We start from the raw sequence: 15,340 nt of genomic DNA, 5'->3' as shown, positions 1-15,340 counted from the left end.
GAAATATATGAATTTTATAATTTATACATTATTAATTTTAGTTGGTTTATATTTTTTATTAAGACTTTTTACTCAAGTTGCGTCAAAAAAAATATCCAAAGGTTTAAGATTATTCTTATTCATAGTTTTGATCATCTTTGCAGTTTTGTTTGCAATAGGAGGTAAATTTTTACTTACTTTGCCATTTACCCTTGCAAGTCTAGCTCTTTTAAAACTAAAAGGTATGTCAATTTTTCAATTAATTTCGTTGTACAGATTAATTCAAACTTTAAGAAATTCTGGGAGATTTTCATTTAATAACACTGCATCAAATTTAAATACAATGTCTACTGAAGAAGCGTATCGTATACTTAATTTAAATCCCTCAAAAAATTTAACTAAAGAGGATGTAAATAAAGCCTACATCAAAATACAAAAAAAAATTCATCCAGATATCTCACCTGAAACTTCCAGGTTATCTACATTAGTAAATGAAGCTAAAGAAATAGTTTTGAGAGATATAGCTTAGATAATTTAAACTTTACTATATTTTTTTTTTATATAAATTTTATTTATGAGCAATATCAATGGAATATATGCAGCATCAATGTCTATCTTGAATAAAGATTTAACTCTAAACATTGATAAAACTATCACACATGCGGAGATGGTGATTGATAACGGTTGCCATGGTGTTGCAATTTTTGGCAGCACTGGCCAGGCTCAACTAATTCCTGTTGCGGAAAAAATTAAATTGTTAAATAAAATATCAACCAATAAATACAAAGATAAATTTATTATTGGAACAGGATTAAATTCTTTAGGAGAAACAATAAATTTAATGAGAGTTGCAATGTCATTAAATTTAGAAAAATTTTTAATAATGCCACCTGCATTTTATAAATATACCGATGATGATGTTATTAATTTTTATACTAAATTGGTTGAAGCATCACCAAAAGCTAAAATTATTTTATATAATTTTGAAAAGCTTTGTGGATATAAATTTAGTGTAGAGTGTGTTGAAAAATTGGTAAAAAATTTTCCAGAACAAATTATTGGTGTAAAAGATAGCTCATATAATCTTTTTGAAAATTTAAAATTAGATAATTTTTCTGTTATGCCAGGATCTGAATCTAAATTATTGAAGGGACTTGAATTAGGTTGTACAGGAATAATTACAGCAACTTGTAACGCAACATCTAAACTTGCTAGAAAAGTATATGATGACTTTAAAGATGGAAGAGAGCAAGAAGTTAATACCCAATTATGCGATGTAAGAGAGACATTTGAAAAATATAACCTAATTTCTGGCTTACACACTTTTTATAAGAATAAAGATAGTTTTTATGAAAATTTACTCCCACCTTTAAGAATTCTTAATAAAGATGAAGAGGTGGATCTTTTAAATAATTTAGAAAAATTTAGTTTTTCATTAAAATCATCAATGGCAGCATAAAATGCAGTTAGCAAGGTTCTTAAATAGTGTTTTTAAGAAAGATGGATTTATATTGGTCGATGCAAATTCTAAAAGTTATATTATTGGAAATCCGGAGAAGGAAAATCCCATAAAAGTTAAAATATTAAATAAAAAACTTCATTATAAACTTTTATTTCATCCCGACCTTTACTTTGGGGAAGCTTATACTGATGGAGATATAGTCATTGAGAATGGAAGTCTCACAGATTTTTTAGATTTATCTTTGATGAATTTTGGAAGAGGAGAATTAAATTTTTTTAGTTACTTAATTAACAGATTGAGGGGTTCATATAGATATCTAACAAATTTCAATTTTATAAAAAAATCCAAAATGAATGTCTCACATCATTATGATATTAAAGATGATCTTTATGATTTATTTTTAGACCCTAAAAGACAATACTCATGTGCTTATTTCAAAAATGAAAATGATACTTTAGAGGATGCCCAAAATAATAAAATTCAACACATAATTAAGAAATTAAATATAAAGCCAAACCAAAAAGTTCTTGATATTGGATGTGGATGGGGATCTTTAGCAGTTGATATTGCAAAATCAGCTAATTGTGAAGTCACTGGAATAACATTATCAGAAAATCAATTAAAATATTGCAAACAAAAAGCTAAAGAACTTAATTTAGAAAATCAATTAAGATTTAGGTTAATGGATTATAGGGAGCTCGATGAAAAATTTGATAGGATTGTAAGTGTTGGAATGTTTGAACACGTGGGAAGAAAGTTTTATAAAAAATTTTTCTCACAAGTTGAAAAACTTCTTAAAGATGATGGAGTTTCACTAATTCATACTATTGGATCAGTCAATCCTCCAAGAGACCCTCATCCATGGATAACAAAATATATATTTCCAGGTGGTTATACTCCAAGTTTAAGTGAAGTTACCACTCCAATTGAAAAAGCTGGCTTAATTGTGTCTGATATTGAGGTATTAAGGATGCATTATTCTCATACGTTAAGGCATTGGAAAGAAAATTGTATAAATAATAAAGATAAAATTATTAACATGTTTGATGAGCGTTTTTTTAGAATGTGGGAATTCTATTTAGCGGGTTGTGAAATGGCTTTTAAATGGGGAGACCAAGTTGTATATCAGTTTCAGCTAACCAAAAACTATTCTTCCACACCAGTTACAAGAGACTATATTTATCAATAATTTATTGATAAAAAATAAATTCCTTTAAATGAAAAAAATAAAAAAAAAACAAAATAAATCTATTAAAAAAAGTAAAAAAAAATCTCAATTAAAATCAAAAAGATCTAAAAAAATTTCTAAAGTAAAAAAAATAAAATCTAAAATTAACAAAAAAAATAAAGTTAAAGCTAAAAAAAAAAATACTTCAAAAGTAAAAGAAAAAACAAAAAAAAAAATTCTAAATAAACCTAAAGAAAAAAGTTTTCTTTTAAAAATAATTAATTTTCAAAATTCACTAAAACCTGAATTTAAATTCAAAATAAATTTCAATATAGAAAAATATATTCAGGCATTTTTTGATAAAATATCTGAAACAATCAGTAATTATAAAACTCTTAAAAAAGATGAGCAGAGAAGAATAAAACTTGAAAAACAAGAGCGAGAGAGACAGGAAAAACTAGCCTTACAACAAAAGAAGCAGAAGGAACAAGAATTAAAATTAAAGCTTAATGAACAGGTATTAAAGGAAGAGATTAGATTAGAAAAACAAAGAACAAAAGAGATTAAATTATTCCTAAGAAAAGAACAGGCTTTATTAAGAATTGAACAAGCTGAAAAGCAAAAGAAATTTTTACAACAATTAAAATTAGAAAAGCAGATTGAAAAATTTAGAGTAAGAGAAGTTAAAGAATTAGAAAAACTAGAAAAAATATCATTAAAAGAAAAGAGAGAAGATTATGCAGGACTTCAGCAGAGAATTGAGAAATTAAAAGAAAAATATCGAATAATAAGAGATCAAAAAATTAGAGAGAGAGTAGAGGCGTTAGGTGTTAAAATTCAAGGTAATGAGGATAGGGAAACATTATTAAGGAAAGAAAAAGAATATACATTAGCAAGACAAAAAATTGAATTTGCTCTTGAAAGCTTTTATAGGAGTGCCAGTAGTTTAGTTTTCCAATTAAATAAAAGACACATCACAAGACATATGTCTATCTTTCGATGTATTGATAGAAGATTTGAAACAGGTGAGATATTTGTTAAGTGGGATGAGGCTCCTGATGAGGAATGGTTATTATTAATTTATATTAAAAATAATTCTCCTAATGAAGGTATAGTTATTGAAGATAAAACTAATTCTGAAAAAAACATCTCTCACGAATTTAAAAACAATGAGATATTTAAAGCTTCGGACACGATGGTGGACTCTTTAACCCAATTAATTGCAAGAAAAAGAGATAAAAATAACAATTAATAATTACATTTAATTTAAGTATTATTAGTTATGTTTTTTGGAATAATTGCAATGGTGATTTTGTATGTTCTGTTAAGCTATATACTTGCTTGGATCAGATATTTTAATAGTCAAGACGAAAGGTTAGGACAATCAACTTGGAGATGGAGTTATGATTATGAAGTTGATGGAGAAAGAGACATATCAGATTTGGATGATAAAAATTTTGTAAGATTAAGAAGAAAAAGAAATAAGATTATTACTCTCATGTATTCTGTTGTTTTAATTATGTTTATCCTCTCAATGTCTCTATTGAGTCAAATTTTGATATTTTTTCTTAATTAATTTTTTAATTGTTTTTTATTTTTCAAATATAAAAAAAATGCAGCTATTTCATATCCATACTTAAAAATAGTAAAAATGATAGGAAGTTTAAAAAAATTATATAAGAATTTATATTTTGGTATTCTCTTCCAAACATAAAGAAAAGCTTCTGCACCTTCAATTACTTGATCGTTTTCTTTAATGTGCAATCTTCTTAAAAGTTCTTTGTCATTTTTGGAAGTTTCTTTTTCTGCTTCTTTGTTATCGGTAATATCTATCCAATTAATATCTTCAATATTTTCTTTTTTATACATATTGATTTCTGATCTACAAATTTTGCAAGAGTTATTAAAATAAACCTTCATAGAAAATTATATTAACTCTAAAATTAAGCATGTAAATGCGCCAAATGATTAGTTGAAAATTAATAATAAAGCACTATTTAAACCGAGTGAGTAATTTTTTTGACAAATCTGATTTAACAAGAAAAGATGCTGATTCAATAGTATCTGATACATTACAAAATTGTGATGATGGTGAGCTATATTTGGAGGACACTAAATCCGAATCTATTTTATTAGATGATAATAAAGTCAAGAGCTCAAGCTATAGTTCGGATTTAGGTTTTGGATTTAGAGCAATTACAGGAGAGGTTGTTGCATATTCTCACTCTAATGAAATATCAAAAGATTCATTAAAAAAATCTTCTGAAAATTTAAAATCTACACTGAAGTCTATGAAAGGTACTTATAATCAAGATATTTCAAGATCTAATAAAAAATTTTATCAGGATATTAATCCCATAGAGCAAAAAACATTAAATTCGAAATTAGAAGTATTAAATAAAGTAAATGAGTATCTAAGAAAAAAAGATCAATCTGTAAAACAAGTTACTACGAGTTTTGCAGGTGAACAAAAATCTATTGAGATTATAAGATCAGGTGGTGAGGTATTAACTGATGTCCGACCACTAATTAGATTTAATGTATCTGTAATGTTAGAAAAAAATGGAAGAAAAGAAACTGGCGTTTATGGAATAGGTGGAAGACAATCTTATGATGAATATCTAAAAAATGACAATTGGAAAACTGTATGTGAAGAAGCATTTAGAATTGCGTCAGTAAATTTAGAAAGTAAACCTGCTCCAGCAGGAGAAATGAAAGTTGTTTTAGGACCTGGATGGCCAGCAATTTTAATACATGAAGCTATTGGACATGGTTTAGAGGGAGACTTTAATAGAAAAAAAACTTCTGCATTTCATGATCTTATGGGTCAAAAAGTTGCCAGTGAGGGAGTTACGATTGTTGATGATGGAACAATTGATAATAGAAGAGGTAGCTTAACTATTGATGATGAAGGTACACCAACAGAAAAAACAGTATTGATTGAAAATGGGATATTAAAGAATTTTATGCAAGATAGATTAAATGCTAGATTGATGAATACTAAATCGACCGGCTCAGGAAGAAGAGAAAATTATAGACACGTTGTTTTGCCAAGAATGAGAAATACAATGATGTTGAGTGGAAACCAAACTCAAGAAGAAATGATCAAATCAGTAGACAAAGGAATTTTTGCAGTAAGTTTTGGAGGAGGACAAGTTGACATTACATCTGGAAAATTTGTATTTAATTGTACTGAGGCATATGAAATTAATAATGGAAAGATTGGTTCACCGATTAAGGGAGCTACATTAATAGGAGATGGTCCTTCAATTCTAAAAGAAGTTTCTATGGTTGGTAATGATATGATGTTGGATCCTGGTATAGGAACTTGTGGTAAAGCTGGACAAGGTGTTCCCGTTGGAGTTGCCCAACCTTCAATCTTAATAGACAAAATGACTGTTGGTGGAACAAAACTTTAAATTATGGTTAAGGATCAAGAATATCTAACATCAAAAGCATCATATTGCTTAGATTTAGCTAAAAAATTAGGCGCAACTGGATCAAGTGTAACAGTAGGTCATTCAATTTCTGAAACTGTAAATTTTAGAAATAATACTTTAGACGAGTCTAATAGATCAGATGGATTAGCAATAAGTATTGAGACTTATTTGGGAAAAAAAAGATCTTCAATTTCTTCATCAAACTTATTAGACGATAACATTAAAACATTAATAGAAAAATGTTTTGAAACAACTAAAAATACCCCTGAAGATGAATTTAATTCTTTACCAGATAAAGATCTTTTAGCTAAAGAAATAAAAAATTTAAATTTATATGATGAGACACACTTTGATAATGAAAAAAAAATTGAATATTTAAAAGAACTTGAGAGCGTTGCATCTTCAGAAGAAAAAATCATAAATACAGAGTCTAGTTTTACTGAAAATAAATCTAACTTTATTTTAGCAAATAGTGATGGATTTTGTGATGGATACAAATCATCTTCATTTAGTGCATCATGTGTTACTGTTGCTAAAGATGAAAATAGTATGGAAAGAGACTATGAATTTACAAGCAAACGTCATTTATCTGACATTAAGGGCGCAAAAGAACTTGGTCAAAAAGCTTCTGAACAAACTATAAGAAAATTAAGCCCAAATAAAATCGGAAGTGAAAAAATAAGTATTATATTTGATAAAAGAATTGCAAAAGGGATGTTGGGAGCTTTTGCCGGAGCTATATCGTCATCTGCGATTTCTAGAGGAACATCTTTTCTTAAGGATAAAATCAATGAACAAATATTTACAGAAACAATAAATGTTATTGATAAACCCGATATAAACAAAGGTGTAGGGTCTCAAATTTTTGATTCAGAGGGAGTAAAATCAGATACTTTAAATCTTGTACAAAATGGTGTTTTAAAAAATTATTTAGTCGATACTTACAATGGAAAAAAACTTAATTTAAAATCAAATGGAAGATCTGGTGGTACAACAAATTTATATTTCGATAATGGAAATATTAGTTTTGAAGGTTTATTAAAAAGTAATTCAAGACATATTTATGTAACCGAAACAATAGGCCATGGAAGTAATTTGGTTACAGGAGATTATTCAGTGGGTGCAACAGGTTTCCTAATTGAAAATGGCGAATTTAAATTTCCAGTAAATGAGATAACAATTGCAGGAAATTTTAAAGATATGTTTAAAAATATAACTTTAGCCAGTGATTTAGATTTTGAATATTCCATTAACTCACCAACTATGATGATAGAAGGAATGACAGTTGCAGGTAAATGAGCACTTACTGTGTAATTGGATCTGGAATATCTGGTGCCACAATTTCAAATCTATTAAATAAAAAACACTCTGTAGACCTCTATGACAAAGCAAGAGGTCCAGGTGGGAGATCATCGTTTAAAAGATTAGATAAAAAAATAGGCTTTGATCATGGTGTTCAATATATCTCTCCCAAGAGTACTGAGTTTAAAAAATTTACAACAAAACTCATAGCAAAAAAAATATTAAAAAATTGGAAGGGTCAACATATTTTTCAAAATAAAAAAATAAAAGAAAATAAAAATCATCAAAAAATAATTGGTAGGCAAGGTAATAACGATATTAGTAAGTATTTATTAAAAAAAATTAATTGTAGTTTTCAAAAAGAATTAAAAAAAATTGATTATAATAAAAACAAATGGAAACTTACCTTTGCTGATGGTGACAATAAATTTTATGATAATCTTATTTTAACGTGCCCACATCCTCAATTACTTAAATTAGCAAAAAAATATATTAATCATTCATTTATTAAAAAAAAATTAAAAATGGATGCAAATATTACAGTAATGATAAAAATGAAAAAAACAAAAAAAAATATAAGTAGTTTTTTGTTTGATGATCAAATTTTAGGTTGGGCTGCTAGAGAAAATAGTAAGTTAAGATTTAAAAGTATTTATGAATTTTGGACACTTCAAAGTACAGCAATTTGGGCAAATAAAAAAATTTTGAAAAATAAAGAAAATAAAGATTTGAATTCAAAAATATTAATTAATAAATTTTTTGATCTGACTGGTATTAAAAAAACCAACATCCTTTTTTCTTTAAATCATGGATGGATGTATTCATCTAATTCTAAAGCTTTAAAAATTAAAAGTTATTGGAACTCAAAAATTAATTTAGGAGTTTGTGCCGATTGGTTTGTTGGACCCAGATTAGAAGCAGGATGGATAAGTGCTAATGATCTTTTTAAGAAAATAAGCAGATAAAATTAATCAATATTTTTAATCCTATACTCCCAACTTCCCATTCTCTCATAGGTAACTTTAACTATTACCGAAGTTTTTTTATCAAGCCATATATCAAAATTTAATCTTTTGTCTTCTGGAAGTGTCATATCTTTAGAAGTGAGTTTAAAATGATCAGTATTAAATTCTTTTCCATTGATAGTGATTTTTTCCTTACCGATAAATGTAACTAGTTGTTCTTTTATACTTCCAGAAATAGGACTTATTTGGCTTTCTGCCTGTAACAATTTATGGCTCCACCAATTTCCAATTGTATTTTTCAAAGAAGCTTCACCAGAAAAAGAAGATCCTTGAATATCAAATTTATTAGTTTGATTATTTAATATTAAATTTACAAATTTTTCTTTTTTATTCTGACGCGTTTTAGATTTAAAGGAAATTAAATTATCTCCTAAATATTTTTCTTCTCCAAAACCTTCTACTTCAAAAATAGTTGCTCCAAGTAGTTTTACCGTAAATTTATATTCATTATTTACAGTTGTTTGATTGTCTTTCCTAGAAAAAGAGTAATTGTTGTATCCTATAACTTCATTATTTCTTAATATTTCAAGTTCAATTTTTTTAAAGTTATTATAATGACCAACATGTGCGTTTGAGTTAAAAGTAATTAAAAATAATATAAGAATAAAATAAAATTTTTTCATGATAACAATATAAATAAAAAGAAATTTAAGAGTATCAGTATTTAATGTTCCTATCTATAAAAAATATTCCAAAAGTAAATTGGAGCTCAAACGAAAGTTTGAATTTCAGACCAAAATTTTCAACATCATTTTTTTTAATTTTTGGTTTAACAATTTTTGGTTTGGGAGAAGGTTTGTTAATTTTATCAACAACTGGAAACTCACCCTGGTCAGTATTAGCTGAAGGAATTTCACTCAACTCCAGTTTATCCATTGGAGCAGCAACTTTTTTTGTTAGTTTAGGAGTACTTTTTTTATGGATTTTCTTAAAACAAAAACCAGGTCTTGGAACAATATTTAATATCATCGTAATTGCTGCCATGATTGATTTCACTCTAAATTATTTTCAACCACCTTCATCTATTTTTACAAAATACTTATTAGCAGTTCTTTCAGTAATTTTAGTAGGACTTGGTAGTGGTATATATTTAGTTGCCAATCTTGGTCCAGGTCCACGAGACGGTTTAATGACAGGATTAACAAAAACAACAAATTTACCTATAGCCTTGGTAAGAGCTTTTTTAGAAATTACTGTTGTAATTATTGGTTGGTATTTAGGTGGGACCGTTGGAGTAGGTACTCTTATCTTTGCTTTTGGAATTGGACCCTGTGTAGCTTTAGGATTATTTTTAGTTGGAAAAATATTTAACTAAGCAGCTGCGCTAGTTTTCTCACTTCTTTTTCTTTCATGAGGATCAAGAATTGCTTTTCTCAATCTACAAGACTCAGGTGTAATCTCTAATGCTTCATCACTGTTAAGCATACTTAGTTGTTCAGCTATTGACATTTTTCTAACAGGAGTAAGAACGACGTTTTCATCTGTTCCTTGTGTTCTCATATTTGTTAATTTTTTTCCTTTCATGACATTTATAATCATGTCACCTGGTTTTGGTGATAATCCAACAATCATACCTGGATAAACAGGATCATTATGGGTAACAAACATTTCTCCTCTTGCTTGAAGGTTAAAGATTGCAAATGCAACTGCTTTTCCTTGTTCCATAGCAATCAATGCACCATTTCTTCTACCTTCCATTTCACCTTCAAAAGGACCGTAGTCATGGAAAATTCTATTAATTACACCTTCCCCCTTAGTAAGAGTTAGAAATCTGCTTGTGTATCCCATCAAACCTCTCGTAGGTGCATGAAATATCAATCTTTTCTTATTTGTACCGGTATCTTTTAGTTCAATTAATTTACCTTTTCTTCTATTCATTGAGTCGATTACTTTTGAAGAGTGTTCTTCATCTAAATCCATAGTAATTTCTTCAATTGGTTCAAGTTTGTTTCCTTGATTATCAGTTTTATATAAAACTTTTGGTGGACTCACTGTCATTTCAAAACCTTCTCTTCTCATTTGAGTAAGAAGTATTTCCAACATCAATTCACCTCGTCCACTTACAACGAATGAGTCTTTACCATCATTTTCTGAAAAAGTAATTCCAACATTGTTTTGTGCTTCTTGAACTAATCTTTCTCTAATTTGTGTACTTGTAAGTTTTTTACCTTCTGTTCCTGCTAATGGAGAAGTATTAACAGTTATTGTAATCGACATTGTTGGAGGATCAATTGGAGTTGCTGGTATAGGATCATTAACTTCCAAATTACAAATTGTATCAGCAACATTTGCTTTTTCTAATCCTGCTACAACGACAATATCTCCTGCTTCTCCAACATCAATTGGAACTTTTTTAGTTCCTTCATATCTAAAAATCTTTGTTAATTTTCCTTCATCAACTTTTTCACCATTTAAATTAATAGCTTTGATTGGTTGATTTGCTCTTGCTGTACCTTGTGTAATTCTACCTACAAGACTTCTTCCTAAAAAACTGTCTGAATAAAGCAATGTAGATAACATTGCAAAAGGTTTAGTCTTATCTAATTCAGCTGGTTTAACATGCTCCTCTATTAAGTTTAATAAAGGATTTAAATTTTTTCTTGGTCCATCTAGCTCATGATCTGCCCATCCAGATCTTCCACTTGCATAAAGAACAGGAAAATCTAGTTGTTCTTCATTAGCATCTAAACTTACAAACAGATCAAAAGTTTCGTCTAATACCTCATTAGCTCTTTGATCCGCTTTATCTAATTTATTGATAACTACAATTGGTTTTAAACCTTGTTTTAATGCTTTCGATAAAACAAATTTTGTTTGAGGCATTACTCCCTCTGCAGAGTCAATTAATAAAAGAGCTCCGTCAGCCATGCTCAAAACTCTTTCAACTTCTGCTGCAAAATCTCTGTGGCCAGGTGTATCAATGATATTTATTCTTGAATTATTCCAGTTTATAGATGCAGGTTTTGCAAGAATTGTAATTCCTCTTTCTTTTTCAAGTTCCCCTGAATCCATCATTCTTTCATCAACAACCTCATTTTCTCTAAATGATCCACTTTGTTTCATTAAATTATCAATCAAAGTAGTTTTGCCATGATCTACATGGGCTATGATTGTGATGTTTCTTATATTGTTGCTCATAAATTGTGGCTCTTATACATATTTAAATTGATATTAAAACTTAAAAAAAATCATGACTGGCTTGAATAATTTAAATAACTTAAGTTTAATTAGGCTTTTTTTGTTTATCTTTTTTAAGTTTTCTTTTTTCTTTAAAGTTTAATTTAGGTTTCTTTTTTACACTCGAGTCTTTGAATGACTTTCCGCTATATCTCTTTGACATAAAATTTTCTAAATTTTTAACTTTGATAATTTTTTATAATTGAATTTTCTGAATATAAAAGCTTCTTTTTTTTCTATAAGATCTAAATTTCTTTTTGAGTAAAAATTCAACAAAATTTTATTTGAAATTTTTATAGTTTTATTTTTATCTATATTTTTGTAATTTTTAATTTTTATTTTATTTTTATTTAAAAAGCCTTTTAAATCTTCGTTCAATTTTTCTGTTTTGAAATAAAAATTAGTATAAATTTTACTATCAATAAAGTTTATGACATCTTCTAATTTTTTATTTGACTCAAAAAGTACTTCATAATCTTTCTTAAGAACATGATGAGAAAAAAAAACAAAAGTCATATATCCAAAGTTTTTATGGGGGATAAAACTATAATCTGAGCTTACAAGATTTCTGAATTTTAAATTCAGCATAATATTAACAAATTTATTAAAGTTTTTTTTTGATTTTGGATTCAAAAAAAGATTTTCTAAATTTTTTGTATCTTTTGATATTTGATCAATAATGTATTTTAAAGTTCTGCTATTAAAAATTAATCTTTTAAACTTTAATCTTCTGGATACTAAATCACTATACAATGGAGAAGCTTTTTTATTTTTACAAGACCAATTCCACAATGAAATGTACCATGAATAGGGATTTCTAATTAAACCTATCCTTTGTTTTAATTTCAATAATTCAAGTCTTTTATTATTACTTATGGTTTCATGATGAATAGTAAGTTCAATATTTTCATATTGTTTAAAATAATTTCTTAGAAAAGAAGATCCTGCTTTTGGCATTTCAACTATAAAAAAATTTTTACCTATAATCATTTGTTTAAAAACTACTTTATTAGATTATAACACCTTTTATATATATATTAATCATGAAAAAAATATTTAGGAAATTATTTTCAAAAAATAGAATAAATTTAATTCAAAAATATCTTTCTGTAAAAAATCCTATCATTTTAGAGATAGGTATTCATAAAGGAGATTTTTCAAAAAAACTATTTGAAAAACTTAAACCAAAAAAATTAATTTTAGTTGACCCTTGGATTGCTTATAATGATTTAATTTATCAAAAATCTTGGTATGGTAATACAAATAACTCTAATCAAAAAATTCAAGACCAATATTTCTTAGATGTTAATAAACGTTTTGAGAAAGATAGATTGGAAAATAAAATAGAAATATTTAGAAAAACTTCAGATGAATTTTTTTTAGAAAATAAAAATATATTTGATTTAATTTATATTGATGGAAACCATCTTTTTGAATTTGTTAAAAAAGATATAGAAAATTCTCTTAAATTTATTAATGTTGATGGATTAATTGTGCTTGATGACTATGGTCTAAAAGGATGGTGGTCAGATGGTATAACTAAAGCAGTAAAATATTATGAGAAAGAGAAAACTATAAGAATTATAAGTAGACATAATATTTTTAATTATCATCATCAGTGCATAATAAAAAAAATTTGAAAGTAAAAAAAAACCCGAGTTTCAACCTCGGGTTTTTTATAAATCATTTTAATGGTTGAATAGGTTTACATGCCCATTCCGCCCATTCCGCCCATTCCGCCCATTCCACCAGGCATACCACCAGGCATTCCACCACCAGCAGCATCTTTTTCCTCAGGTTTATCAGCGATCATTGCTTCTGTAGTTACTAATAATCCAGATATTGAAGCAGCATCTTGTAGAGCAGTTCTTACAACTTTAACAGGATCTATAATTCCTTTAGCGAACATATCGCAATATTCTTCGCTTTGTGCATCGTATCCATGTGTTTTTTTATTTTGCTCTAATAATTTACCAACAACTACTGAACCATCTACACCAGCATTTTTAGTAATTTGTCTGATTGGAGCTTCAAGTGCTTTTCTAACAAGTTCTACACCAGCCTTTTGATCATCACCTTTTGCTTTAACCTTATTAAGGTCTTGAGCAGCATAAAGTAATGCACAACCACCACCAGTTACAATACCTTCTTCAACTGCGGCTCTCGTTGCGTTTAAAGCATCTTCAACTCTATCTTTTCTTTCTTTAACTTCAACTTCAGTTGCACCACCAACTTTGATTACAGCAACTCCACCAGCTAGTTTTGCTAGTCTTTCTTGAAGTTTCTCTCTGTCATAGTCAGAAGTTGTTTCGTCAATTTGTTGTTTAATTGAAGCACATCTGCCTTCGATATCAGATTTTTTACCACTTCCATTAACTATTGTGCTGTTATCCTTATCCACTTTAACTTTCTTACATGAACCTAGGTCATCAAGTTTAACATTCTCAAGCTTAATTCCTAAATCTTCAGAAATAACCTGACCTCCAGTTAAAATAGCAATATCTTCAAGCATTGCTTTTCTTCTATCACCAAAACCTGGTGCTTTTACCGCAACAACTTTTAATCCACCTCTAAGTTTGTTTACCACTAAAGTTGCTAAAGCTTCACCTTCAACATCCTCAGAAATAATCATTAACGGTCTTCCTGCTTGAACAACAGCTTCTAATAGAGGAACCATTGGTTGTAGGTTTGTTAATTTTTTTTCATGTAAAAGAATGAAAGGATTATCTAACTCAGTAGTCATTTTATCACTATTAGTAATAAAGTATGGTGATAAATAACCTCTGTCAAATTGCATACCTTCAACAACGTCTAGTTCGGTTTCAATTCCTTTATTTTCTTCAACTGTGATAACACCTTCGTTTCCAACTTTTTGCATTGCTTTTGCAATCATAGTTCCAATTTCTTTATCACCATTTGCAGAAATAGTTCCAACTTGTGCAATTTCATCACTGTCTTTTACTTTTTTAGCTGATGCTACTAAGTTTTCTTTTACAACTTCAACCGCTGCATCAATTCCTCTCTTAACATCCATAGGATTCATACCAGCAGTTACGTATTTTACACCTTCTCGAACAATTGCTTGTGCAAGAATAGTTGCAGTTGTTGTACCATCACCAGCTTCATCATTTGTTTTGCTAGCAACTTCTTTAACCATCTGCGCGCCCATGTTTTCAAACTTATCTTCAAGATCAATTTCTTTAGCAACAGAAACACCATCTTTAGTAATTCTAGGTGCACCATAAGATTTATCCATTACTACGTTTCTTCCTTTAGGACCCAAAGTTACTTTAACAGTATCAGCTAAGATATTTACTCCTCTAATCATAGCTGCTCTTGCTTCAGCATCAAATTTAACAACTTTTGCCATTTTGTTTTCTCCTTTTAAATTAAATTACTTACTTGAAATACCCATAATGTCAGACTCTTTCATTATGCTATATTCTTTGCCATCAATTTTGACTTCAGTCCCTGACCATTTGCCAAATAAAACTTTGTCTCCAACTTTAACATCCATTGGAATTGTTTTTCCATCTTCTGTTTTAGCTCCACCACCAACAGCAATAACTTTTCCCTCTTGAGGCTTTTCTTGAGCTGTATCTGGTATAATTATTCCACCAGCAGTTTTTTCACTACTGTCTAAAACTTCGATTAGTACTCTGTCATGTAACGGTTTAAACTTCATAAATCTCCTTTATAATTCTATATAAATATGAGCCTCATATAGATATTTCATAGCCTATTTCAAGATAAGAGAATCTTTTCAGAGTAATTATGCTAGGAAAAT

The 15,340-nt window shown here is 28.3% G+C and carries 16 protein-coding genes; 10 read left to right on the top strand and 6 right to left on the bottom strand.

What is annotated here, in order from left to right:
* Window positions 1–7 precede the first annotated feature (7 nt).
* From ACTTA4_RS00310 to ACTTA4_RS00290, 5 genes are read left to right on the top strand one after another with little or no spacing between them, the layout of a single operon-like run.
* Window positions 8–508 carry a J domain-containing protein gene (locus ACTTA4_RS00310; RefSeq protein WP_440633043.1) on the top strand — a complete coding sequence of 167 codons (501 nt, stop codon included), beginning with the start codon at window positions 8–10 and terminating at the stop codon, window positions 506–508.
* Between the two features lie 45 nt (window positions 509–553).
* Complete coding sequence (locus ACTTA4_RS00305) at window positions 554–1,438, top strand: dihydrodipicolinate synthase family protein (protein ID WP_440633042.1); 885 nt, start codon at window positions 554–556, stop codon at window positions 1,436–1,438.
* Between the two features lies 1 nt (window position 1,439).
* On the top strand, window positions 1,440–2,630 hold the full coding sequence (locus ACTTA4_RS00300; RefSeq protein WP_440633041.1) for a class I SAM-dependent methyltransferase: 1,191 nt from the start codon (window positions 1,440–1,442) through the stop codon (window positions 2,628–2,630).
* Between the two features lie 28 nt (window positions 2,631–2,658).
* Window positions 2,659–3,861 (top strand): hypothetical protein, encoded by a 1,203-nt coding sequence (locus ACTTA4_RS00295; RefSeq protein WP_440633040.1) that lies wholly within the window; start codon window positions 2,659–2,661, stop codon window positions 3,859–3,861.
* A 30-nt stretch (window positions 3,862–3,891) separates the two neighbouring features.
* Window positions 3,892–4,185, top strand: coding sequence for a hypothetical protein (locus ACTTA4_RS00290; RefSeq protein WP_440618995.1), 294 nt, complete (start codon window positions 3,892–3,894; stop codon window positions 4,183–4,185).
* On the opposite strand, the gene ACTTA4_RS00285 is transcribed toward ACTTA4_RS00290, so the two are convergent.
* Window positions 4,182–4,529 (bottom strand): DCC1-like thiol-disulfide oxidoreductase family protein, encoded by a 348-nt coding sequence (locus tag ACTTA4_RS00285; protein ID WP_440633039.1) that lies wholly within the window; start codon window positions 4,527–4,529, stop codon window positions 4,182–4,184. The two genes, ACTTA4_RS00290 and ACTTA4_RS00285, sit on opposite strands and share 4 nt — an antisense overlap.
* A gap of 86 nt (window positions 4,530–4,615) precedes the next feature.
* Here ACTTA4_RS00285 and tldD point away from each other — a divergent pair, with 86 nt between their 5' ends.
* From tldD to ACTTA4_RS00270, 3 genes are read left to right on the top strand one after another with little or no spacing between them, the layout of a single operon-like run.
* Window positions 4,616–6,028, top strand: coding sequence for a metalloprotease TldD (tldD, locus tag ACTTA4_RS00280; protein WP_440633038.1), 1,413 nt, complete (start codon window positions 4,616–4,618; stop codon window positions 6,026–6,028).
* A 3-nt stretch (window positions 6,029–6,031) separates the two neighbouring features.
* Entirely contained in the window at window positions 6,032–7,348 is a 1,317-nt protein-coding gene (locus tag ACTTA4_RS00275) for a TldD/PmbA family protein (protein WP_440633037.1), read from the top strand.
* Window positions 7,345–8,316 carry an NAD(P)-binding protein gene (locus ACTTA4_RS00270; RefSeq protein WP_440633036.1) on the top strand — a complete coding sequence of 324 codons (972 nt, stop codon included), beginning with the start codon at window positions 7,345–7,347 and terminating at the stop codon, window positions 8,314–8,316. The genes ACTTA4_RS00275 and ACTTA4_RS00270 overlap by 4 nt, the downstream gene beginning before the upstream one ends.
* A gap of 2 nt (window positions 8,317–8,318) precedes the next feature.
* Here the strand turns inward: ACTTA4_RS00270 and ACTTA4_RS00265 are convergent, their stop codons facing one another.
* Window positions 8,319–8,999, bottom strand: coding sequence for a DUF6134 family protein (locus tag ACTTA4_RS00265; protein WP_440633035.1), 681 nt, complete (start codon window positions 8,997–8,999; stop codon window positions 8,319–8,321).
* Between the two features lie 44 nt (window positions 9,000–9,043).
* On the opposite strand from ACTTA4_RS00265, the gene yczE reads away from it, so the two are divergent.
* On the top strand, window positions 9,044–9,691 hold the full coding sequence (gene yczE, locus ACTTA4_RS00260; RefSeq protein ID WP_440633034.1) for a membrane protein YczE: 648 nt from the start codon (window positions 9,044–9,046) through the stop codon (window positions 9,689–9,691).
* On the opposite strand, the gene typA is transcribed toward yczE, so the two are convergent.
* Together typA and ACTTA4_RS00250 are read right to left on the bottom strand one after the other, a co-directional pair.
* On the bottom strand, window positions 9,688–11,514 hold the full coding sequence (typA, locus tag ACTTA4_RS00255) for a translational GTPase TypA (RefSeq protein ID WP_440633033.1): 1,827 nt from the start codon (window positions 11,512–11,514) through the stop codon (window positions 9,688–9,690). The two genes, yczE and typA, sit on opposite strands and share 4 nt — an antisense overlap.
* Before the next feature lie 210 nt (window positions 11,515–11,724).
* Window positions 11,725–12,543, bottom strand: a complete 819-nt coding sequence (locus ACTTA4_RS00250; RefSeq protein WP_440633032.1) for a hypothetical protein — start codon at window positions 12,541–12,543, stop codon at window positions 11,725–11,727.
* A 53-nt stretch (window positions 12,544–12,596) separates the two neighbouring features.
* Here ACTTA4_RS00250 and ACTTA4_RS00245 point away from each other — a divergent pair, with 53 nt between their 5' ends.
* Window positions 12,597–13,193 (top strand): class I SAM-dependent methyltransferase, encoded by a 597-nt coding sequence (locus tag ACTTA4_RS00245; RefSeq protein WP_440633031.1) that lies wholly within the window; start codon window positions 12,597–12,599, stop codon window positions 13,191–13,193.
* A 65-nt stretch (window positions 13,194–13,258) separates the two neighbouring features.
* Here the strand turns inward: ACTTA4_RS00245 and groL are convergent, their stop codons facing one another.
* Complete coding sequence (gene groL, locus ACTTA4_RS00240; protein ID WP_075506444.1) at window positions 13,259–14,923, bottom strand: chaperonin GroEL; 1,665 nt, start codon at window positions 14,921–14,923, stop codon at window positions 13,259–13,261.
* Window positions 14,924–14,947: 24 nt separating this feature from the next.
* On the bottom strand, window positions 14,948–15,238 hold the full coding sequence (gene groES / locus ACTTA4_RS00235; RefSeq protein ID WP_440633030.1) for a co-chaperone GroES: 291 nt from the start codon (window positions 15,236–15,238) through the stop codon (window positions 14,948–14,950).
* Window positions 15,239–15,340 lie beyond the last annotated feature (102 nt).

Origin of the sequence: Candidatus Pelagibacter sp. HIMB1485 (assembly GCF_052048055.1) — a bacterium.
Lineage (GTDB): Bacteria > Pseudomonadota > Alphaproteobacteria > Pelagibacterales > Pelagibacteraceae > Pelagibacter.
The sequence above is the reverse complement of the archived record's forward strand: the minus strand, read 5'-3'. Positions and strand labels throughout refer to the sequence as shown.

Excerpts from the sequence above, each read along its gene's own strand:
- ACTTA4_RS00310 (WP_440633043.1), top strand. The coding sequence starts at position 8 with ATGAATTTTATAATTTATACATTATTAATTTTAGTTGGTTTATATTTT.
- ACTTA4_RS00305 (WP_440633042.1), top strand. The coding sequence starts at position 554 with ATGAGCAATATCAATGGAATATATGCAGCATCAATGTCTATCTTGAAT.
- ACTTA4_RS00300 (WP_440633041.1), top strand. The coding sequence starts at position 1,440 with ATGCAGTTAGCAAGGTTCTTAAATAGTGTTTTTAAGAAAGATGGATTT.
- ACTTA4_RS00295 (WP_440633040.1), top strand. The coding sequence starts at position 2,659 with ATGAAAAAAATAAAAAAAAAACAAAATAAATCTATTAAAAAAAGTAAA.
- ACTTA4_RS00290 (WP_440618995.1), top strand. The coding sequence starts at position 3,892 with ATGTTTTTTGGAATAATTGCAATGGTGATTTTGTATGTTCTGTTAAGC.
- ACTTA4_RS00285 (WP_440633039.1), bottom strand. The coding sequence starts at position 4,529 with ATGAAGGTTTATTTTAATAACTCTTGCAAAATTTGTAGATCAGAAATC.
- ACTTA4_RS00275 (WP_440633037.1), top strand. The coding sequence starts at position 6,032 with ATGGTTAAGGATCAAGAATATCTAACATCAAAAGCATCATATTGCTTA.
- ACTTA4_RS00270 (WP_440633036.1), top strand. The coding sequence starts at position 7,345 with ATGAGCACTTACTGTGTAATTGGATCTGGAATATCTGGTGCCACAATT.
- ACTTA4_RS00265 (WP_440633035.1), bottom strand. The coding sequence starts at position 8,999 with ATGAAAAAATTTTATTTTATTCTTATATTATTTTTAATTACTTTTAAC.
- yczE (WP_440633034.1), top strand. The coding sequence starts at position 9,044 with ATGTTCCTATCTATAAAAAATATTCCAAAAGTAAATTGGAGCTCAAAC.
- typA (WP_440633033.1), bottom strand. The coding sequence starts at position 11,514 with ATGAGCAACAATATAAGAAACATCACAATCATAGCCCATGTAGATCAT.
- ACTTA4_RS00250 (WP_440633032.1), bottom strand. The coding sequence starts at position 12,543 with ATGATTATAGGTAAAAATTTTTTTATAGTTGAAATGCCAAAAGCAGGA.
- ACTTA4_RS00245 (WP_440633031.1), top strand. The coding sequence starts at position 12,597 with ATGAAAAAAATATTTAGGAAATTATTTTCAAAAAATAGAATAAATTTA.
- groL (WP_075506444.1), bottom strand. The coding sequence starts at position 14,923 with ATGGCAAAAGTTGTTAAATTTGATGCTGAAGCAAGAGCAGCTATGATT.
- groES (WP_440633030.1), bottom strand. The coding sequence starts at position 15,238 with ATGAAGTTTAAACCGTTACATGACAGAGTACTAATCGAAGTTTTAGAC.